The following is a 20,165-nucleotide window of genomic DNA, read 5'->3' as shown; positions in this document are numbered from 1 at the left end:
GAGAACGAGCACCCGGCAGGACACGCACCCTCGGGTCAGGTGACCGTGCAGTCCTGCGTGCCCAGCTTGAACGCGGTCGGTTTCGGGTTCGTGCCCGACGAGTTCGCCGTGAAGCCGAAGTTCACGGACGAGCCCGCCGTGACAGTGCCGTTCCAGCCGACGTTCTTCGCGGTCACCGCCGAACCCGACTGGGACGCCTCGGCGTTCCAGGCCTGGGCGACCTGCTGCCCGCCGGGGAAGGTCCAGCCGAGCGACCAGCCGTTCCAGGCGCTCGTCCCGGTGTTGGTGAGCCGCACGTCCGCCTGGAAGCCGCCCGACCACTGGTTGGTGACCGTGTACGTCACCGCACAGGCGCCCGTCGGCGTCGGACCCGGCTCCGTGGGCCCGTTGGTGTCGGAGCTGTCGCCGTAGATCACCCCGCGACCGTTGGTCGACACGTACACCCGCCCGTACACCCGCGGGTCACCGGTGATGGCATCGCCGGTCCAACCCCACTGGTGGGCGTCGTCGTTGATCCGGGTCCAGGTCGCACCCTTGTCGGTGGAGCGGAAGATGCCGCGGACGCCGCCGATCTTCGCGCTGGTGTAGAGCGTCTGGTACGACGCCCCCGTGGCCGCCTTGCCGAAACCGATCGTGTCGGCCTGGTCGACGCCCGACAGCTTGGTGAAGCTCGCGCCGCCGTCCGTCGAGTGCCACAGTCCGTACGCGCCGTCGCTCGCGCCGCCCGCCAGCCACACGTCGCCCCTGCCTCCGGGCAGCGCCTTGAACCGGACCTGGTCACCGCTCGGCAGACCGGTCGCCGCGGACGCCGTGAAGGTCGCGCCGCCGTCCGTACTGACGTAGAACTTCCCGGACTTGAAGCCGTAGAAGGTCTTCGGGTCGACCCGGTCCGACTCGACGATCGCGCCCGCCGGGATCCCGCTGGAGGCGGTCCAGGACGTGCCGAAGCCGGTCGCGAAATGCACGCCCGCGCCGGTCGGGCTCCACACGAACCGGCTGCCGTCGGCCGCCGCCGCGACCGTGCCGCCGCCGCTGACGCCCGACGGGTCCGTCCCGGCGAACCAGTTGGCGCCGTTGTCGGTCGAGAACGCGATGTGCGGGCCCGAGTCGAGGTTGCCGACCCGCACGACCGTGTTGGCGTTGGACTCGGCGAAGTCCAGGCTGGTGGTCGTGGTGAAGTTCGGCTGGGTGAACATCATCGACGGCACCTTGGTGAGATCGGTGTGCCGGAACCCGCCGATGTCACCGAGGGCGCTGAGCAGCGGGGCCCCGGACGGGGGAGAGGCGAGGTCGAGGACCGCGGTCTCCTCCAGGCCCTGCACCATCGGCTTGATGGTGAACTGGCTTCCGCCGTCCCAGTTCCCCAGGTTCTCCGTGCCGTAGATCGTCGCGCCGGTGCCGTACATCATCCGGTCGGAGTTGAACGGGTCGATCTCCAGCGCCTCCGTCATCCAGCCCAGTTTCGGCGACTGTTCGGGCGGCGAGGGGTTCGCGCCCCAGGTCAGCCAGGGCGAGGACGACACGTCCATGGTGTAGCGGTTCGCGCGGGTGGGATACGACGTGTAGTCCCACGCCTTCGTCCAGGTCGCGCCGCTGTCCTTGGAGCGGAAGATCTGGGTGTCCGGCCACCAGGAGCTGTAGGCCGTGGCCATCACGGTCCCCGGGTTCTGCCGGTCCACGGTCAGCCCGCTGAAGCCGTAGTAGGTGTCCGCCTCGGCGACCGGGCTGATGTCGGTCCAGGTCCCGGTCGCGGTCGCGTACCGCCACAACCGGCCCTTGCCGCCGTCGTACGGCCCGCCCTTGTCGCTGTAGGCGAGATACAGATAGCCGTTCTCGGCGTCCAGGACGCCCTTGTGGGCCAGGTACCCGGTCGGCTGCCCGGCGAGCCTGCTCCAGGTCGCGCCGCCGTCCGTCGAGCGGTACACCGCGTTCTGGAGGTCGGCGACCCCGACGTAGATCGTCCGGGTCGCGCTGCCGGACGTGCCCGTCGACTCGTCGAAGGTGACCCAGGCGATGCCCTGGTTGTCACTGGCGTAACCGCTGGTGTCGCTCGGATCCTGCACGTAGTTGCCGACGTTGGGGAAGTTCGTCACCTGCGACCAGGTGACCCCGGAGTCCGTGGACCGCCACAGCCCCTTGCCGCTGGGGGCGCCCAGGTACAGCACGCTGTTGCGGTTCGGGTCGACGGCGAGCCGCTCGCCCATGCCCCGGCCCGGCATGTTGCCGCCCAGCTTGAACGGCAGAGCTGTCTTCTGCCAGGTCGCACCCCGGTTCGAGGACCGCAGGATCGCCCCGTTGCCGGGGTCCCAGCTGTTCGTGTAGGTGCCGGCCGCCACATACACCTTGTTCGGGTCCACCGAGTCGGAGGCCAGGCTGACCACGCCCGTGTGCCCCCAGTCGTCCCAGCCGACCGAGTCCAGCAGCGGTGTCCAGGTCTTCGTCGACTCCTGCCACCGGTAGGCGCCGCCGATGTCGGTCCGGGCGTAGGCGAGGTTCTTCTCCTTGCGGTTGAAGACGATGCCGGGGACGAAGCCACCGCCGTCGACGCGCGCGTTCTTCCAGGTGTACGTGTCGGCGGCGACGAACGCCTGAGCCTTCGGCGCGGCCAGCACGGGCGGCGTGCCCGCGAGCAGACCGGCAGCCAGTGCCAGTACCGCGGTCAGGATGCGGGTTCTTCGCACGGGGGGTCCTTTCCGGGATGTGGGGGAGAGGAAGCGCGGTAAGCGCTTTCCCCATGACACGAAAGGTGCCGGGCGACCCCCAGTGCGGGAGGGGGCCACCCGGCCGGTCGGCCCCGCCGTCAGGTGGCGGGACCACGTACGCGGAGCCTTCAAGCGGTTCCGCGGGAGAGACGGTGCCCGGAGCACCCCGTCAGGGGCGCGGGGAACTGCGCGACCAGCCACAACGGACCCGCAGTCGAAACACGGCCCAACCCGCGGAGCGCCTCGCGGGGGCTATTCGAGAAGCTCCGCGTACGAACCCATGGCCAGGGCGATGTCCGCCTGGGCCCAGAACCGGTGATACGTGAACGACGGCACCGCACCGCCCGCGAGATACGCCTCGATCTTCGACCAGTTCGGGTCGTCCTCGTAGAACGACCGGATGGATTCGAAGGTCGACGACGAGTTGATCGCGTCACCGTTCGGCATCGTCCCGGTCCAGCCGCTCGGCACGTACACCGAGTCGTCGAACCGGTTGTAGTCCGCCCGGTTCTCCGGCACCGCGATGCCCAGGGCGTCCTGGTGGTTGTCCCACATGCCGTCGAGCAGGGCCTTGGCGGTGGAGGCCGCCTGGGTGTCCCCGGACCGGTCCGCGTAGTACGTCAGGGTCTTGGCGTACGCGGCGGCCACCCCGACGTCGTTGGTGTAGTCGGCGACGGTCACGTGAAGTCCGCTGTTGGAGCCGGGACTCGACGCGTTCCAGGTGTCGGGCTGGCCCGACCACTGGAGGGTGGAGGGGATCCGGAAGGTGCCGTCCGGGTTGATCGTGGTGTGGGACAGCGCCCAGTCGACCCACTTGTCGAGGACCGTCTTGGCCTTGGCGTCTCCCGTCTGCTGGTAGTACTCGGCCACCCGCTCCATCGACCACGCCTGGAAGCCGAACCACTGGTTGGACGGCGGGTCGTGGTAGACGGGCTGCTGGTCGTAGTACATGCCGTAGAACGTCGACTTCCCGGCCGGCGGGGTCGCGTAGCGGCCCGCCCAGCTGTTGGTCGCGCCGCCCGCGATGGCGCCCTCGTTCGACTGGAGCCAGCGGTAGAACTCCAGCTGCCGGTCGAGCGACTTGGCCCAGTCCGCCTGTCCCGTCGCCGACTTGGGCTTCAGGTCGGCGTAGGAGCTGAGCGCGTAGGCGGCCAGCGGGTTCTGGTAGCCGCCGTGCGTGTGGCTGGAACCGATGCGCCAGGCCCAGCCCGCCGAGGTGTCGGTCGCGCCGCCCCAGGCGTAGTACCAGGACATCAGGTACATCGAGGCGTCCTTGCCGGTGCCCGCCGGGCAGGCGGACGGTCCGACGCAGTTGCCGACCTTCTTGAAGTACTTGTCGTACATCGAGTACCGCAGGTAGTCGCCCATCTTCGCGGCCTTGCCCACGGTCGCGGAGATCTCGCCGCCCTTGCCCTGCGCGTCGGCCCACTTGTCGGCCCAGTACGCGGCCTGCACCGCACGCGCGTCGGCGTCCGGGGCGTTGGTGAACTTCCACTGCTTGGCGTAGGAGGCGTCACCGGTGAACAGGTCCAGATAGCCGTTCTTGCCGCCGTACTTGAAGGCGTCGCAGGTCGGCTGCGGCACCGTCTCCCACACCGACTCCTGCGCACCGCGCTGGAAGGTGTTGATGTACGACGGACCGGTGTCCGTCGGGCCCGCCTCGCACTTGCCGGGCGAGTTGCCGTAGCCGTAGACGTTGTCGACGTCCTGGAGCCAGTGCATGCCGTAGACGTCGTCCGTGCCGTAGGCGCTCTTCAGCTCACCGGCGATCGGGTCCGTGCCGACCGGGACCGACGCGTCGAGCGGCGCCGGGTACTGGTTCGGGGTGTCCAGCTCGGGCGCGTACGTCGCCGGCTTCGAGGCGTTGTAGAAGGAGTTGGTGGGCTGGTCGGCCTTGGTGGGGATCATGTACTTCTCCATGATCTCCCAGGCGCCGTTGAACCGGGTCCAGTCACCTGTGACCTTGCCGTACATGGCCTGCAGCCACAGAAGGTAGCTGTAGGCCTCCGACGTGGTCTCGTGACCGTGGTCCGGAGCCTCGACGATCAGCGTCTCGACCGAGTGGTACGGGATGCCCTCGGGGGAGAAGTAGCCGTTCGCCGGGTTGGTGATCTTGCCGTAGAGCTCCAGGAACCGGGCGTCGTACTCGCCCGCCGCGGCGATCTGGGTGACCGTCACCGTCGACTTGGCGTGTCCGGTGGCCGTCGAGTCGAAGGTGGCCGCGCCGCTGCCGGAGGCGTTGGCGGTGATGGTCACCCTCTGCGCGGTGTTCCAGTTCGACGGCGTGAAGGTGAGCGAGGCCCCGCCGGTCACCGACAGGCCCGTGTTGCCGCCCGTGCGGGCGGTCGTCACGGTCACGTTGGCGGACGGCTGGGTCGACAGCTTCACGTCGAAGGTGCCCGTCCTGCCCTGCTGGACGGCCAGTTGGTTGGTCGAGGCCACCACGGCGGGACCCGAGGCGACCGTGATGCCGACCGGTGTGGACGACCCGGACGCGCCGAGGCTGTCGTACGCCTTGGCCACCAGGGAATGACTGCCCACGGTCAAACCAGAGGCCGAGAGCGAGTAGGGCGCGGTGGTGTCGGTGCCGAGCAGCGTGGTGTCGTCGTAGAACTCCACCTTGCTGATCGTCGCGCCGTCGGCCGCCGCGGCCGTCGCGGCCAGCGGGACCGCGCTGCCCTGGGTGTAGACGGCGCCCGCCGCCGGGCTGGTCAGCACGGTGATGGGGGGTTGGTGGGCGCCGGTGCACGGGGTGCCGTTGACGGAGAAGCTCGTGGGCGCGGTGTTGGTGCCGCTGTAGCTGAACTGCGCGCCGGTGGATACGGCGGCGCCGACCGCGATGGTGGCGTTGTGCGCGGCGTTCCGCACGGAGATCGCCTGGCCGGACTGGGACCAGGTGCCGTTCCAGCCGGTGCCGGAGAGCTTCTGGTTGCCGCTGTAGCCGTAGGCCACGGTCCAGCCGGCGATCGCGTCCGTGCCTCGGTTGGTGATCGTGAGATCCACCGTGAAGCCGGAGCCCCAGTCGTTGGTCTTGTAGTCGACGCTGCACTGAACTGCTGCTGCCTGTGCGGGAGTTGAACCCGTACTGAGCATCGTGAACGGAAGTGCCAGGGCCGCCACGACAGCGGTCCACAAGCGCCGGGCAGTCCGGCGTCTCCTTCTGGGGGGCATGTGCTGGTTCCTCCTCGCGGCTCGGAGAAGTCAAGGCTTGAACCAGTGGGAGCGCTCCCATAGTGGGGACGGGGGGGAGAGGGGTCAAGGTGCTTGAAGAGTCGAAAAGATTCGATGAACGAGGCCCGGGAAAGTCAAGTGACTCCTCTGTTCTTTGCCGTCACTTGGCGCTAGCTTCGTTGACACCAGTGGGAGCGATTCCATCAGTCGACGCGTCCGTCACGGCGCGCTGATCTGCAAGGAGTCGCTCATGCGACACCCCCCGCGTTCAGTACTTTTAGCCGGCGTCGGCGTTGCCTGCCCTCTGTGGGTTCCCGGCGGCGACGGTCTTCGGGGTGTCCGGCCCCAGCTCCCGATGCCCGGCATGCGCCACCCCCACTTGCCGGGCCTCGGCGGCGAGCACCTTCATCGGCTCCTGCCCGTCCCCGATCAGCGATCGCGGCGGCACGTCCGAAACGGTCAGCTTCCGCAACCGAGAAGGAACCCGCACTCATGAGCCGTACCAGAACCGCGATGCTCGCTGCCCTGGCGCTGGTCGCCGGGGCCTCCGGGACGGCGTTCGCCGTCGTACCCGGCGATGTCGGCGTCGCAGCGATCCCGTGCACCGTCGACTACAAGGTGCAGAACCAGTGGGACACCGGCTTCACCGCCGCCGTCACCGTCACCAACAACAGCGCGGCCAAGACGAGTTGGTCGCTGAAGTGGTCCTACGCCGGGAACCAGAAGGTCACCAGCGCCTGGAACGCCAAGGTCAGCCAGAGCGGCACCGCCGTCACCGCCGGCAACGAGACCTACAACGGCACACTCGCCACCGGCGGTTCGGCCGGCTTCGGCTTCCAGGGCAGCTACAGCGGCACCAACGCGATCCCGGCCACCTTCACCCTCGACGGCGTGACCTGCAACGTCGACGGCGGCGGCGGACCCACCGACCCGCCGGACCCGACCGGACCGAAGGTCGACAACCCGTACAGCGGCGCCAAGGTGTACGTGAACCCGGAGTGGTCCGCGAAGGCCGCCGCCGAGCCGGGCGGCAGCCGCATCTCCAACCAGCCCACTGGTGTCTGGCTGGACCGGATCGCCGCGATCAACGGGGTCAACGGCGGCATGGGTCTGCGCGCCCACCTCGACGAGGCTCTGCGGCAGAAGGGCTCCGGCGAACTCGTCGTCCAGCTGGTCATCTACAACCTGCCCGGACGCGACTGCGCCGCCCTCGCCTCCAACGGCGAACTCGGCCCGACGGAGATCGACAAGTACAAGACGCAGTACATCGACCCGATCGCCGCGATCCTCGCCGACCCCAAGTACGCGGCGCTGCGGATCGTGAACACGATCGAGATCGACTCGCTGCCCAACCTCGTCACCAACACCGGCAGCCGTCCCACGGCGACCCCCGAGTGCGACGTGATGAAGGCCAACGGCAACTACCAGAAGGGCGTCGGCTACGCCCTGAACAAGCTGGGCGACGCGCCCAACGTCTACAACTACATCGACGCCGGACACCACGGCTGGATCGGCTGGGACGACAACTTCGCCCCCAGCGCGGCCCTGTTCAAGGAGGCGGCGACCACCGAGGGCGCCACCGTCAACGACGTCCACGGCTTCATCACCAACACGGCCAACTACAGCGCCCTGAAGGAGAACAACTTCACCATCAACGACTCCGTGGGCGGCAAGTCGGTCCGTGAGTCCTCGTGGGTGGACTGGAACCGGTACGTCGACGAGCTGTCGTTCGCCCAGGCGTTCCGCAACCAGCTGGTGACGACCGGCTTCAACTCCGGCATCGGCATGCTGATCGACACTTCCCGCAACGGCTGGGGCGGCACCGCCCGGCCCGCCGGACCGGGTGCGCTGACGGACGTCAACACCTATGTCAACGGCGGCCGTTACGACCGCCGGATCCACATCGGCAACTGGTGCAACCAGTCCGGAGCCGGCCTCGGTGAGCGCCCGCAGGCCAACCCGGCCGCCGGGATCGACGCGTACGTCTGGATGAAGCCCCCGGGCGAGTCCGACGGGTCGAGCCAGTTCATCGAGAACCCCGAGGGCAAGGGCTTCGACCGGATGTGCGACCCGACCTACACGGGCAACACGCGCAACGGCTTCAACATGTCCGGCGCGCTGCCCAACGCGCCGATCTCCGGGCACTGGTTCTCCGCGCAGTTCCAGGAGCTCATGAAGAACGCGTACCCGGCACTCTGACGTTCTGCCGGGACGTGACCCCGCGCCCCCACGAGGGGCGCGGGGGTTCCCTCTTTTTTGCCGTGACGGCAAGAGTGGTTGCTGTGCGCGGTGCGTCGGAGCACTCTGGCCGCACGCGGACGAGAGGCTGACCACCATGGCGCACGAACACGAACACGAACACAAGAACAAGCACGGACACGGTCCCGGCCACCACGGGCACACCGACATCGACTGGAACGAGATGGCCCCGCTGCTGGAGTCCCAGGCGGAGCTGTTCACACCCCTGTACGAACGGGCGCTGGCGTGGCTCGGGCACAAGCAGACGGAACCCGGGCTGATCGTCGACGTGGGCAGCGGCCCCGGTGTCATCTCCTGCCTGTTCGCCGACGCCTTCCCCGGCGCCCGGGTGGTCGCCGTGGACGGGACCGAGCCGCTGTTGGAGCGGGCCGGGGCCCGGGCCGAGCGGCGGGGGGGTCGCCGACCGGTTCGGCACCCTGGCCGGGGAGCTGCCCGGCGTCCTGGACGAACTGGACTATCCGGCCGACCTGATGTGGGCCGGCCGGAGCCTGCACCACCTGGGCGACCAGCGTGCCGCACTCGCGGCCTTCGCGGCACGGCTCGCGAACGGCGGCACGCTCGCCCTGCTGGAGGGCGGTCTGCCCGTCCGGTTCCTGCCCCGGGAGATCGGCATCGGGCGGCCCGGACTCCAGGCGCGGCTGGACGCGTTGGAGGAGGAGTGGTTCGAGGCCATGCGGGCGGACCTGCCCGGCTCGGTCGCCGAGACCGAGGACTGGCCGGCGCTGATGGCGGCCGCGGGACTCAGGCACACCGGCACACGCAGCTTCCTGCTCGACCTGCCCGCGCCCACCACGGACCGGGCCCGCGCCTACGCGGCCGCCGTCCTCGGCCGGATGCGGCAGGGCTTCGGCGACCGCCTCGACGCCACGGACCGCGCCACCCTGGACCGGCTCCTCGACCCCGAGGACGCGGCGAGCGTGCACCGCCGGGCGGACGTCTTCCTGCTGGCGGCGCACACCGTGTACACCGCCGTGAAGACGGGCTGAGCCCACCTCCCCGCTCCGGCCCCGAAGCCCCTTGACTTCGAGAGTGCTCCAACTGATGGACTCCCCGTGTCGTCCACCCGGACGAGGAAGAACCACAGGGGGGTACTCATGACCGACTCACCGGTCACGCTCATCACCGGCGGCGGCAGCGGCATCGGCGCCGCGGTGGCCAGGCGGTTGCTCGACTCGGGTCAGCGGGTCGCCGTCACCGGGCGCGGGGAGGAGCGGCTGGACGGTTTCGCCGAGGAACTCGGCCGCCCCGAGGGCCTGTTGACCCTTCGCGGGAACGCGGCCGACTACGAGGACGTGCGGTCGGCCGTCGACCGGACGCTCAAGGAGTTCGGCCGACTGGACACGGTGGTCGCCAACGCGGGATTCGCCACCCACGACTCCGTGGCCACCGGCGACCCGGCCGGCTGGACCGAGATGGTGCTGACCAACGTGCTCGGTCCCGCGCTGCTGATCCGCGCGTCCGTCGACGCCCTGAAGGAGACCCGGGGGCGGATCGTGCTGGTCGGCAGCGTCGCCGGGTTCGTGCCCACGCCCGGCAACATCTACGGGGCGACCAAGTGGGCGGTGACCGGTCTGGCCGAGAACGTCCGCCGTGAGGTGACCGAGTTCGGTGTCGGCGTCACCCTGATCGCACCCGGCCGTGTGGAGACCCCCTTCTGGGACTCCTACGGCAGCCTGCCGCCCGGTCACCTGCTCACCGCCGAGCAGATCGCCGCGTCGGTGGTGTGGGCCATGGAGCAGCCCGAGGGCGTCGACATCAACACGGTCGTCGTACGGCCCCTCGGGCAGCCCAACTGACGTACGGCCCGGGTCAGTCGCCCCGGACGAACTCCCGCGCTAGGCGGTCGCCCAGGGTGACCGCCGCGTCGTGGTTCTCGATGGGGGAGACCCGGGAGTGCGGGAACAGGATGTAGGTCACCTCGGCGTCGGTGCCGCCGGTCGCCGGATCGGGATCGATGCCGAGGGCCTCGGCGGTGGCGTACGAGGCCTCGCCGATGATCCGTTTCGGGCCGGTGTCGCCGACGACGGCGTACTGGACCTTGCCGTCGTGGATCACCGCGACCACGCCGCCGCCCCCGATGCCCGCGCTCGGGAAGCTCCAGGTCTCGCTGACGCTCGGCACCACGACGTAGGGCAGGCTGTCGGACCGCAGCGGCCTGCCGTCGGACTGGTGGAAGGCGGTGTCGGGCTGGAACCAGGGGTCGGTGTTCTCGTTGCACCGCGTGGTGCGCTGTCCGTCGCAGTCGATGTCCATGTCGGCCTTCCAGAACACCGCGCCGTCCGTGCCGCAGACGGGCACCGTGGCCGGGGCCTCCTCGTCGGTGCGGTACTCGCCCTGGGAGATCCGGGTGCAGGACGTCACCTTCGCGAGCAGCTCGGCCGCGCCGACCGTGCCCTCCCGGGGGGCCGGTGCGGAGGCGGAGGTCGCGGTGGCGGGGAGGGCCGATGCGGCCAGGAGGACGGCCGCGCATACGGCGGCGAGAGACAGGGAGGGGGCAGGCGGGCGAGGGATACGCATGTGGGGGATACGCATGGGGAGAGGGTCCTTCTGTCAGTCCTTCTGGCAGTTCTGTCAGGAAGGTTTCCTTACCTTCGCGACCCAACGTGCTCCCTTTGCATGCTCGCGTCAAGCCTGGAGTGTCAGGGGAGTGACGGGCGAAGCGTCCCGGCTCCCGCGCGTAAGCGGGCGGCCGGGACGCTCCGTCGCCGAGGTGGCCCTCAGGCGTTGACCGTCGCGGGGTCCGGGCCCAGCCGGCGGTCCTCGTTCAGGGCGCTGATGGCCGCCAGGTCCTCGGTGTCCAGGCTGAAGTCGAAGATCTCGATGTTCTCCTTGATCCGGGACGGCGTCACGGACTTGGGGATCACGACATTGCCCAGCTGGAGGTGCCAGCGCAGGACGACCTGCGCCGGGGTGCGCCCGTGCTTCTGCGCGATGGCCACGATCGCCGGGACCTCCAGCAGACCCTTGCCCTGACCGAGCGGCGACCAGGCCTCGGTGGCGATGCCCTGCTGGGCGTCGTACTCACGGGCCGCGTGCTGCTGGAGGTGCGGGTGCAGCTCGATCTGGTTGACGGCCGGGATGACGGACGTCTCGGCGATCAGCCGCTCCAGGTGCGCGGGCTCGAAGTTGGAGACGCCGATCGCCCGGATCCGGCCGTCGGCGTGCAGCTTCTCGAACGCCTTGTACGTGTCCGTGTACAGGTCGCGCTCCGGCATGGGCCAGTGGATGAGGTACAGGTCCAGATAGTCCAGGCCGAGCTTCGCCAGCGAGCTGTCGAAGGCGCGCAGCGTGGAGTCGTACCCCTGGTCGCTGTTCCAGAGCTTGGTGGTGACGAAAATGTCCTCACGGGCCAGACCGGAGGCGGCGATCGCCTTGCCGGTGCCCTCTTCGTTGCCGTAGATCGCCGCTGTGTCGATGCTGCGGTACCCGGCCTCCAGCGCGGTGGTGACCGCCTGCTCCGCCTCGTCGTCCGGCACCTGCCAGACTCCGAGGCCCAGCTGGGGCATCTCGACGCCGTTGTTGAGGATGATCGGGGGGACCTTGCTGCTCACGAGCTCTTGATCCTTACGGTTGTCGACAGGTGGTACTCCCATCGTCAACGATCACGAGCCGTGATGCATTCCTGATCCGCGAATCCGCCCGAAGTGCCCACGGAGTGGGTACGAGCGCCCGAAGTTGGCCGGAAACGCACCGGAGGTCTTCGGTCCAGACCATTGACCGCGGATCGCCCTGCCGCGACCCTGGATCCCGCCGACGAACGAGTCGCTGAACCGCTTTCATGGATGTGAACATGAAGGCCTCTTGTGAGGTGATGAATGTCATGAGCACAACAAGACGCGCACTGCTGGGTGCCGCCCTCGGTGGCGCCACGGCCGCCGCGGTCGGGCTGCCGGCCGCGGGCACGGCCCATGCCGCCTCCTGGCAGCAGAAGTGGGCTCCCTCCGCGAGCGGCGACGGACTGCGCGCCTTCGAGACGATCGAGGACGACCGCGCCGACTCGCACCCCGGCGGGCAGCCGCACATCTTCGCGACCGGGAACAACTGGCGCTTCAACATGCACATGGCCGACCGCGACACCTCGACCGACCGCCAGCGCCAGGAGGTCACCGGCCTGCGCACCGGCAGCGGCTTCCTCAGATGGACCGAGGGCCAGACCTGGCGGGTCACGTACTCGATGTACATCCCGAGCTCGCTGAAGGCGACCACCAGCTTCACCCACATCATGCAGATGAAGCAGCCCGGCTCCGGCACCTCGCCGATCGTCGTGCAGTCGCTGCGCAGGGTGGACGGCAGGCAGACCATCGAGCTGAAGCTGTTCGAGAGCGACATCCTCGTGGGCCGCACCGATCTCGCGCCCCTGCACGACAGGTGGACCGACGTCGACTTCCAGATCAAGGTCGGCAACGGCTCGGCGGGTTCGGTCCGCTGGATCCTGAAGTCCGGCGGCTCCACGGTCGTCGACGCCTCGAAGACCGGCGTCGACACCTTCCTGGCCGACCGGGTGCGCCCGAAGTGGGGCATCTACCGCTCCCTCGGGGACACCTCCGGGTCCCTCCAGGACACCTACCTGCTGCTCACCGGCCTCCGGGGCTACCAGCTGGTGTGACCGGCCCCGAGAGCCCGGGCTCAGGCCCGGTACAGCGCCTCGACCTCGTTGGCGTAGGCGTTCTCGATGGCCTTGCGCTTCAGCTTCAGCGACGGGGTCAGCAGGCCGTGCTCCTCGGTGAAGGGCTGGGCCAGGATGCGGAAGGTGCGGATCGACTCGGCCTGCGAGACCAGGGTGTTGGCGGCGACCACGGCCCGGCGCACCTCGGTCTCCAGGTCGGCGTCGCGCACCAGCTGGGCCGCCGGCATCTGCGGCTTGTCGCGCATCGTCAGCCAGTGCTCCACGGCCTCCTGGTCGAGGGTGACCAGGGCGGCGATGTACGGCCGGTCGTTGCCGACGACGATGCACTGGGCGACCAGCGGATGGTCGCGCACCCGCTCCTCCAGCACGCCGGGGGAGACGCTCTTGCCGCCGGAGGTGACCAGGATCTCCTTCTTGCGGCCGGTGATGGTGAGATAGCCGTCCTCGTCGAGGGAACCGAGGTCGCCGGTGGCCAGCCAGCCGTCGTGCAGGGACTGGTCGGTGGCCTTGGGGTTGTTGAGGTAGCCCTGGAAGATGTTCTCGCCGCGCAGCCAGATCTCGCCGTCGTCGGCTATGTGCACGGTCATGCCCGGGATGGGCTGGCCGACCGTGCCGTAGCGGGTGCGCTCGGGCGGGTTGGCGGTGGCGGCGGCCGTGGACTCGGTCAGGCCGTAGCCCTCGTAGATGTGCACGCCCGCCCCGGCGAAGAACAGACCGAGCCTGCGGTCCATCGCGGAGCCGCCGGTCATGGCCTGCTTGATGCGGCCGCCCATCGCCGCCCGCATCTTGGAGTAGACGAGCTTGTCGAAGAGCTGGTGCTGCATGCGCAGCCCCGCCGAGGGCCCGGGTCCGATGCCCCAGGCCTTGGCCTCCATCGCGTCCGCGTACTTCACGGCCACGTCGACGGCCTTCTCGAAGGCGCCGGACTTGCCGTCCTTCTCGGCCTTGCGGCGCGAGGCGTTGAAGACCTTCTCGAAGATGTACGGCACGCCGAGGAAGAACGTCGGCTTGAACGCGGCGAGGTCCGGCAGCAGCGCGGCCGCGTTCATCTGCGGCTGGTGGCCGAAGCGCACCCGGCCGCGGATCGCCGCCACCTGCACCATCCGCCCGAAGACGTGCGCGAGCGGCAGGAACAGCAGCGTCGCCGCCTCGTCGCCCCGCTTGGAGTGGAACACCGGCTCCCAGCGCTGGATGACCGTGTCCGCCTCGTACATGAAGTTGCCGTGCGAGATGACACAGCCCTTGGGGCGGCCGGTGGTGCCCGAGGTGTAGATGACGGTGGCGGTCGAGTCGGGGGTGACCGCCTGCCGGTGCCGGTGCACGACCTCGTCGTCGAGGTGGGCGCCCGCGTCGTACAGCTCCTGCACGCAGCCCGAGTCCAGCTGCCACAGGCGGCGCAGTTGGGGCAGCCGGTCGATGACGGTGGCGATCGTCATCGCGTGGTCCTCGTGCTCCACGATCGCGGCCGTGCACTCGGAGTCGTAGAGCATCCAGAAGCACTGCTCGGCCGAGGAGGTCGGGTAGACCGGGACGACCTGGGCGCCGATGGTCCACAGCGCGAAGTCGAAGAGCGTCCACTCGTAGCGGGTCCGGGAGACGATGGCGACCCGGTCGCCGAACCGGATGCCCTCGGCGAGCAGGCCCTTGGCGAGGGCGAGGACCTCGTCGCGGAACTCCGCGGAGGTCACGTCGCGCCACTGCCCCGCCTCGTCCTTGCGGCCGAGCGCGATGTAGTGGGGGTCGTTCCGGGCATGCTCGTAGACGACGTCGGCCAGTCCGCCCACCGGCGGTGCCAACGCCAACGGAGGGTTGGTGAACTCGCGCAAACCCCGCTCCCCGCTCCTTGTGGCGCTCCGCACAGCGCCGTGAAAGCTACCCCACCCGCGCATCGGGCGGGAGGGGTGCCGAACACGAGCAGTGTTCAGGTATTCGCTGGTCAGTGACGCGAAATGCGCTCACAAGGGGAAGGGCCGGACAGAATCCTTACGCTTGCGTAGGTTTCGCTCCCGCAATCTCCACCGAATCGCTACGACCCGGTCACGGCCGACACGCCGGGGGCGCCGGGTTCTCCGGCCCCTTCAGCGTCTTCAGCGTCCAAGAACCGGATTTCGTCACTCCGTCAGCTGTGGTGCGGTGCGGCACGGTGCCGGAGGTGATGTCCTCACGTGTCTACCCCGGCCGGGCGGCCCTATGCGCGGGACGGCGCTCAGCGCCGGTGCAGCCGGTCCCCGCCGGCCAGGATCGCCGCGGCCAGCGCGTCGGCGGCGCCCTGGGCCGCGGTGCGGCGCCGGCCGTGGACGAGGACGAAGTCGACGCGGCCGAGTTCGGGGAGCCCGAAGCGGTCGGGCACGCGGACCAGGCCGGGCGGGACGAGGCCCCGTGAGTGGGCCATCACGCCGAGACCGGCACGGGCCGCCGCGATCAGGCCGTTGAGGCTGCCGCTGGTGCACACCACGCGCCACTCGCGGCCCTGCCGCTCCAGCGCCTCCAGGGCCAGCGCCCGGGTGATGCCCGGCGGCGGGTAGACGATGAGCGGCACCGGGCGGTCCGGGTCCAGCCGGAGCCGTTCCGCGCCGATCCAGGCCAGTTCGTCGCGCCAGACCAGCCGGCCGTGCGGATCCTCGGGGCGCCGTTTGGCCAGGACCAGGTCCAGCTTTCCGGCCGCGAGCCGCTCGTGCAGGGTGCCCGACAACTCGACCGTCAGCTCCAGGTCGACCTCGGGATGGTCGTGGCGGAAGCCCTCCAGGATCTCGGGCAGCCGGGTCAGCACGAAGTCCTCGGAGGCACCGAAGCGCAGCCGGCCACGCACCCGCGTCCCGGTGAAGAACGCGGTCGCCTGCTCGTGCACCTCCAGGATCCGGCGGGCGAATCCGAGCATGGCCTCGCCGTCCTCGGTCAGCTCCACGGAGTGGGTGTCCCGGCTGAACAACTGCCGCCCGGCGGCCTCCTCCAGGCGCCGCACATGCTGGCTGACGGTCGACTGGCGCAGCTCCAGCCGCCGGGCGGCCTGCGTGAAGCTCAGCGTCTGGGCCACCGCCAGGAACGTACGCAACTGGGAAGGGTCGTACACGGAGGCCAGGCTATCGCGAAACATGATGACAGTCAGAGCGGTATGCCGGATTCCCGATCAAGCGGGTGAGGAGGACGATGGACGGGGATACCCCGTGCCCGCCCGGAACCGACGCACGAGAGCAAGTGGAGCACCGTGAAGCGCCTGAAGTGGCCGGCCTGGATGCCGGTCGACCCGTACATCCTGCTGCTGCTCGGGACCGTCGGCCTCGCCGCCCTGGTGCCGGCGCGCGGGACCTCCGCGGACGTGGCCTCCGGCGCCTCCACCGGGGCGATCGCCTTCCTGTTCTTCCTCTACGGTGCCCGCCTGTCCACCCGTGAGGCGGTGGACGGCCTCAAGCACTGGCGGCTCCATGTCACCGTCCTGGCCTGTACGTTCGTGCTCTTCCCGCTGCTCGGTCTCGCCGCCCGCGGCCTCGTCCCGGTCTTCCTGACCCACCCGCTCTACCAGGGCCTGCTGTTCCTCACGCTGGTCCCGTCGACCATCCAGTCCTCGATCGCCTTCACCTCGATGGCCCGGGGCAACGTGCCCGCCGCGATCTGCGCGGGCTCCTTCTCCTCGCTGGTCGGCATCGTCCTCACGCCGCTGCTGGCCGCCGCCGTGCTCGGCAGCACCGGCGGGGGCTTCTCGGCGGACTCGCTGCTTGAGATCGTGCTCCAGCTGCTGGTGCCGTTCGTCGCCGGACAGCTGCTGCGCCGGTGGATCGGCGGCTTCGTCGCCCGCCACAAGAAGGTCCTCGGCCTGGTCGACCGCGGCTCGATCCTCCTCGTCGTCTACACCGCGTTCAGCGAGGGCATGGTGCAGGGCATCTGGCACCAGGTCAGCCCGGTCCGGCTGGCCGGCCTGCTGGTCGTCGAGGCCGTACTGCTCGCCGTGATGCTGCTGGTGACCTGGTACGGCGCCAAGGCGCTGCGCTTCGACCGGGAGGACCGGATCGCCATCCAGTTCGCCGGCTCGAAGAAGTCCCTCGCCGCCGGACTGCCCATGGCCAGCGTGCTGTTCGGCGCGCACGCCTCACTGGCCGTGCTGCCGCTGATGCTCTTCCACCAGATGCAGCTGATGGTGTGCGCGGTGATCGCCAAGCGCCGCGCCCGCGACCCGCTGCCGGAGGTCACCCCCTCGGCTCCAGCCGAAGCGTCACGAACCGCGGTCGGTACAGGGACACGTTCCGGTTGAGCTGCGCCGCGGCGGCGGTCGGTTCCAGCCAGTTGACGTCGTAGCTGAGCACCAGCCGTCCGTCGTCGCGCAATTCCGTGTGCGCCTGCGGGTTGTACGCGGCGACCTGGCCCTCGGGCAGCGCGGGTGTGAAGTCCCGTGCCGGGCCGTGCCAGGGCCCGGTGGGGGAGCACGCCCAGTACGAGGTCACGGTCGTCAGCCCGCGGGTCCCCGCGGCCATCGTGAACAGCACGTACGTCCCGTCCTGCCGCACCACCGAGAAAGCGCTGCCCACCCCGGTGCGCCGCCCGTCCCCGAGCACCGCGGCCGGGCGCGCCCGGGCGGTCCACTCGGACCCGTCCCAGTACTCCCAGGCGGCCGGATCCCCCAGTCCTCCCTCCGGCACCCGGGCCGCGTACGCCCGCGAGGCGGGCCGGGAGGCGGCCTGGCCGTCGTCGCCGCCGAAGACGTAGGTCCAGCCGCCCTCCGTCACCAGCGTGGTCCCGAACAGCACCCGCCGGGAGGGATCCGGCACCGTCCGCTGGTCGAGCACCTGCACGACCGACTCGACCCGCAGGTCGGGCAGGGACAGCGTGGCGACCTCGGTGGCCGTGGGCACGCCGAACACCCAGGGCGCGGCGCCCGCCGTCCGCACCCACAGCAGCACCCGCAGGACCTGTTCCGTGGAGCCGGGGGAGCGGGGCTCGACCCGGGCCGCGACCGGCCAGCGCCACTGGTTCGGGCCGGGGTCGGGGAAGAGCGGGGCGGGCAGGGTGGACTCCAGGCGGCCCTCGCGCATCACCACGGCCGAGTTGCGGACCAGGGGCGCGCTGGTGTCCCGCCAGGCGAAGGACTCGCCGACCGGGTTCGGGGGGCCGTACACCTGGCCCAGATAGGTGTCCGAGAACAGCCACAGCAGGCGGCCGTCGGGCAGCCGCACGGAGTGGGTGCCGTCGCCGCCGGTCCAGTCGTCGGTACGGGACGCGTCGTCGCCGTAGCGGGCGAACTCCGCGGTGAGGTCGTCGTCGGCCGCCCACGCGCCGACGGTGCGCGGTGCGCAGCCCTCCGGCCGGCTCTCGTCGTCCGGGAGGGCGGTGAGCAGCACGGCCGCGAGAACCAGGGTCAGCAGCAGGCCGACCCCGGCTCCCGTCCGCTGTCGTGCTCGTGAGTCCTCGGGCACGCCCGGGACGTTAGTGGCTGCGGTCCACCCGGTCCATGGGCAACCACATCACCGTGTTCCCCGCGAGCGGGATCCCGGTCACGATCTCCGCGTCGGTCAGGGCCCGGTCCCAGACGCGGACCTCGTCGATCGCGCCGGTGAAGTGGGCCCGCCCGTCCACGCGTTGCCCGAGGCGCACACCGAAGGGCGCGTCGCGGCTGACCGAACCGGGTACGTCCGCCGTGCCGGTCGCCGTCCCGTCGACGAACAGCGTCAGCTCGCCGTCACCCCGGCGCAGGGCCACATGGTGCCAGCGGCCGTCGTCGTAGCCGCCGGTCGCGGTCACGGCCGCCGTGCGTACGGCCGCCGCTCCCTCCCGTACGACGATCCGCCCCTGCACCCCGCCGCCCTCCGCGCGCAGCGACACCTGCGGCTGATGGCCGACCCCGCCCATCCACAGCAGCGGCTGCTCCCCGGCCGCGGCGGTCCGCCGGAACCACAGGGACACCGTGAAGTCCTTCGTCCCGAGGGGAAGATGCTCCCGGTAGGGCAGGCGTACGGCGTCGTCGGCGCCGTCGAAGGACAGCGCGCCGCCCGACACACCCGCCGTGGCCGCGGCGCCGCCCAGCACGGCCGCTCCCTCGGCGCCCGGGGCGAGGTCGGCGGTGGTCGGGTCCGGCGTGGGGCGTGGGGGCAGCCGGGCCTCGGCGAACCGGGCGAAGCGGATCTCGTCGCGGGCGTCGACCGTGCCGCCCTCGTAGAGCAGGCCCACCGTGGTGTCGTCGACCGGCGCCAGGTCCGAGTAGCCGGACCAGTCGGCGGTCACGACCGCGCCCCGGTCCGCGCTGTCCCAGGTGGCGCCGCCGTCGTGGGAGGAGCGGATCATCATGGTCCTCCGGCGGTCCGGGTCGCCGGGGCAGGACAGCAGCAGGCGTCCGCCGAAGGGGAGCGTGGCGCACTGGACCTGGGGTGCGGACAGGTCCGGGAGCGCGGTGAACGGGGCGGTGAAGCTGTCGCCGGCGTCGGTGCTGACGGCCTGGGTGCGGTGGCCGAGGTCGGTGCCGTCCTGTTCACGGCCGCTGACCAGGACCGAGCCGTCGGTCCGCTCGGCGAGGGCGAGTTCGGACGGCTTCTGCCGGAAGGTGCCGTCGGCGGCCACCGGCCAGGTGTCGGTGGCGCCGACCTTCCAGTGCTCGCCGCCGTCGTCGCTGACCACCAGCGCCGCGTGGTTGGCGGTGACCCGGGTGCCGTCCCAGGTCTCGGTGTTGACGCCGAGGACCAGCCGCCCGGCGCGCGGGCCACGGGTGAGCTGGATGCCGTGCGCGGGGCCGGTGGCGTACCAGGAGTTCCAGTGCGCGGGCCGGATCTCGGCGCTCAGGTCGCGCGGCGCCGACCAGGTCAGGCCGTCGTCGTCGCTGTGCAGGAGATGCGGGGCGCGGTCGCAGGGCACGGCGCAGTTCCCGCCGTCCGCGCGGCCGGTGTTGCGGGTCGCGGCGAGCAGGACGCGGCCGGTCGTCCGGTCCACGACCGGGGTCGGGTTGCCGTGGGTGTCCCCGTCGCCCTCGTCGACGACCTGGAGCGGGCCCCAGGTGCGGCCGCCGTCCGTGGAGCGTTTGAGGACGATGTCGATGTCGGCCGCGTCACCGCAGTTGAGGACCCGGCCCTCGGCGAACGCCAGCAGTGTCCCGGCGCTCGTCCGCACCATCGCCGGGATACGGAAGCAGGCGTAGCCGGGGTCCTGGGAGGCAGTGAACAGCACCTGCTGCTCGAACACCGGGGCCGCGGCGGCCGGACCGGCGTGCGCGGGGCCCGGGAGGGCGGCCAGGACGGACAGGGCGGGCAGGACGGAGAGCGCGGGCAGGACGGACAGCGCGGCCGTCACGGTGAGCGGGGATCTCAGACGTCGGCGCGTATGGGCCGACAAGGGGCGACATGACCTCTTTGGTCCGATCATCCGGCCATGCTAGGGCTGACGGCTCGTCACATCGGGCCGCCACGGGGGACGCGGGGATCAGCACGCGA

13 protein-coding genes and 1 pseudogene are annotated in these 20,165 nt (G+C 70.6%); 5 read left to right on the top strand and 9 right to left on the bottom strand.

The window, feature by feature from the left end; genetic code table 11:
• Positions 1–35: 35 nt before the first annotated feature.
• The 3 genes from K4B79_RS01145 to K4B79_RS01135 all read right to left on the bottom strand — a co-directional run bounded on the left by K4B79_RS01145 (position 36) and on the right by K4B79_RS01135 (position 6,321).
• Positions 36–2,681 (bottom strand): cellulose binding domain-containing protein, encoded by a 2,646-nt coding sequence (locus K4B79_RS01145; RefSeq protein ID WP_232024243.1) that lies wholly within the window; start codon positions 2,679–2,681, stop codon positions 36–38.
• A 273-nt stretch (positions 2,682–2,954) separates the two neighbouring features.
• Positions 2,955–5,873, bottom strand: a complete 2,919-nt coding sequence (locus tag K4B79_RS01140) for a glycoside hydrolase family 48 protein (RefSeq protein ID WP_232024242.1) — start codon at positions 5,871–5,873, stop codon at positions 2,955–2,957.
• A gap of 277 nt (positions 5,874–6,150) precedes the next feature.
• The gene (locus K4B79_RS01135) at positions 6,151–6,321 is read right to left on the bottom strand and encodes a hypothetical protein (RefSeq protein ID WP_232024241.1); all 171 of its coding nucleotides are present in this window, start codon (positions 6,319–6,321) and stop codon (positions 6,151–6,153) included.
• A 44-nt stretch (positions 6,322–6,365) separates the two neighbouring features.
• Here K4B79_RS01135 and K4B79_RS01130 point away from each other — a divergent pair, with 44 nt between their 5' ends.
• From K4B79_RS01130 to K4B79_RS01120, 3 genes and pseudogenes are all read left to right on the top strand, one after another.
• Complete coding sequence (locus K4B79_RS01130) at positions 6,366–8,072, top strand: glycoside hydrolase family 6 protein (protein WP_232024240.1); 1,707 nt, start codon at positions 6,366–6,368, stop codon at positions 8,070–8,072.
• A 136-nt stretch (positions 8,073–8,208) separates the two neighbouring features.
• Positions 8,209–9,118 (top strand): annotated as a pseudogene (locus K4B79_RS01125) (class I SAM-dependent methyltransferase).
• A gap of 108 nt (positions 9,119–9,226) precedes the next feature.
• Complete coding sequence (locus K4B79_RS01120; RefSeq protein WP_232024239.1) at positions 9,227–9,928, top strand: SDR family oxidoreductase; 702 nt, start codon at positions 9,227–9,229, stop codon at positions 9,926–9,928.
• A gap of 13 nt (positions 9,929–9,941) precedes the next feature.
• On the opposite strand, the gene K4B79_RS01115 is transcribed toward K4B79_RS01120, so the two are convergent.
• Both K4B79_RS01115 and K4B79_RS01110 read right to left on the bottom strand, forming a co-directional pair.
• Complete coding sequence (locus K4B79_RS01115) at positions 9,942–10,664, bottom strand: glycoside hydrolase family 75 protein (RefSeq protein WP_232024238.1); 723 nt, start codon at positions 10,662–10,664, stop codon at positions 9,942–9,944.
• Positions 10,665–10,849: 185 nt separating this feature from the next.
• The gene (locus K4B79_RS01110; RefSeq protein WP_308280356.1) at positions 10,850–11,683 is read right to left on the bottom strand and encodes an aldo/keto reductase; all 834 of its coding nucleotides are present in this window, start codon (positions 11,681–11,683) and stop codon (positions 10,850–10,852) included.
• 269 nt (positions 11,684–11,952) lie between these two features.
• On the opposite strand from K4B79_RS01110, the gene K4B79_RS01105 reads away from it, so the two are divergent.
• Positions 11,953–12,738 (top strand): heparin lyase I family protein, encoded by a 786-nt coding sequence (locus K4B79_RS01105; RefSeq protein WP_232024237.1) that lies wholly within the window; start codon positions 11,953–11,955, stop codon positions 12,736–12,738.
• Positions 12,739–12,758: 20 nt separating this feature from the next.
• Here the strand turns inward: K4B79_RS01105 and K4B79_RS01100 are convergent, their stop codons facing one another.
• Both K4B79_RS01100 and K4B79_RS01095 read right to left on the bottom strand, forming a co-directional pair.
• Positions 12,759–14,585 carry an AMP-dependent synthetase/ligase gene (locus tag K4B79_RS01100; RefSeq protein WP_232024236.1) on the bottom strand — a complete coding sequence of 609 codons (1,827 nt, stop codon included), beginning with the start codon at positions 14,583–14,585 and terminating at the stop codon, positions 12,759–12,761.
• A gap of 380 nt (positions 14,586–14,965) precedes the next feature.
• A complete protein-coding gene (locus K4B79_RS01095) occupies positions 14,966–15,829 on the bottom strand; it encodes a LysR substrate-binding domain-containing protein (protein ID WP_232024235.1) in 864 nt (287 codons plus the stop codon).
• Between the two features lie 162 nt (positions 15,830–15,991).
• Here K4B79_RS01095 and K4B79_RS01090 point away from each other — a divergent pair, with 162 nt between their 5' ends.
• Positions 15,992–17,005, top strand: coding sequence for a bile acid:sodium symporter family protein (locus K4B79_RS01090; protein ID WP_232024730.1), 1,014 nt, complete (start codon positions 15,992–15,994; stop codon positions 17,003–17,005).
• Here K4B79_RS01090 and K4B79_RS01085 read toward each other — a convergent pair.
• Together K4B79_RS01085 and K4B79_RS01080 are read right to left on the bottom strand one after the other, a co-directional pair.
• On the bottom strand, positions 16,941–18,164 hold the full coding sequence (locus tag K4B79_RS01085) for a DUF4185 domain-containing protein (RefSeq protein ID WP_232024234.1): 1,224 nt from the start codon (positions 18,162–18,164) through the stop codon (positions 16,941–16,943). The genes K4B79_RS01090 and K4B79_RS01085 overlap by 65 nt on opposite strands.
• Before the next feature lie 10 nt (positions 18,165–18,174).
• Positions 18,175–20,097 carry a sialidase family protein gene (locus tag K4B79_RS01080; protein ID WP_232024233.1) on the bottom strand — a complete coding sequence of 641 codons (1,923 nt, stop codon included), beginning with the start codon at positions 20,095–20,097 and terminating at the stop codon, positions 18,175–18,177.
• Positions 20,098–20,165 lie beyond the last annotated feature (68 nt).

It is taken from the genome of Streptomyces lincolnensis, assembly GCF_021173675.1.
GTDB lineage: Bacteria > Actinomycetota > Actinomycetes > Streptomycetales > Streptomycetaceae > Streptomyces > Streptomyces lincolnensis_B.
Note: the sequence above shows the minus strand (reverse complement) of the source record. Positions and strands in the feature narration are given on the sequence as shown.

Bases quoted from the DNA above. Each gene is read 5' to 3' on its own strand.
- K4B79_RS01140 (WP_232024242.1), bottom strand. From the start codon at position 5,873: ATGCCCCCCAGAAGGAGACGCCGGACTGCCCGGCGCTTGTGGACCGCT.
- K4B79_RS01130 (WP_232024240.1), top strand. From the start codon at position 6,366: ATGAGCCGTACCAGAACCGCGATGCTCGCTGCCCTGGCGCTGGTCGCC.
- K4B79_RS01120 (WP_232024239.1), top strand. From the start codon at position 9,227: ATGACCGACTCACCGGTCACGCTCATCACCGGCGGCGGCAGCGGCATC.
- K4B79_RS01115 (WP_232024238.1), bottom strand. From the start codon at position 10,664: ATGCGTATCCCCCACATGCGTATCCCTCGCCCGCCTGCCCCCTCCCTG.
- K4B79_RS01105 (WP_232024237.1), top strand. From the start codon at position 11,953: ATGAGCACAACAAGACGCGCACTGCTGGGTGCCGCCCTCGGTGGCGCC.
- K4B79_RS01090 (WP_232024730.1), top strand. From the start codon at position 15,992: ATGCCGGTCGACCCGTACATCCTGCTGCTGCTCGGGACCGTCGGCCTC.
- K4B79_RS01080 (WP_232024233.1), bottom strand. From the start codon at position 20,097: ATGATCGGACCAAAGAGGTCATGTCGCCCCTTGTCGGCCCATACGCGC.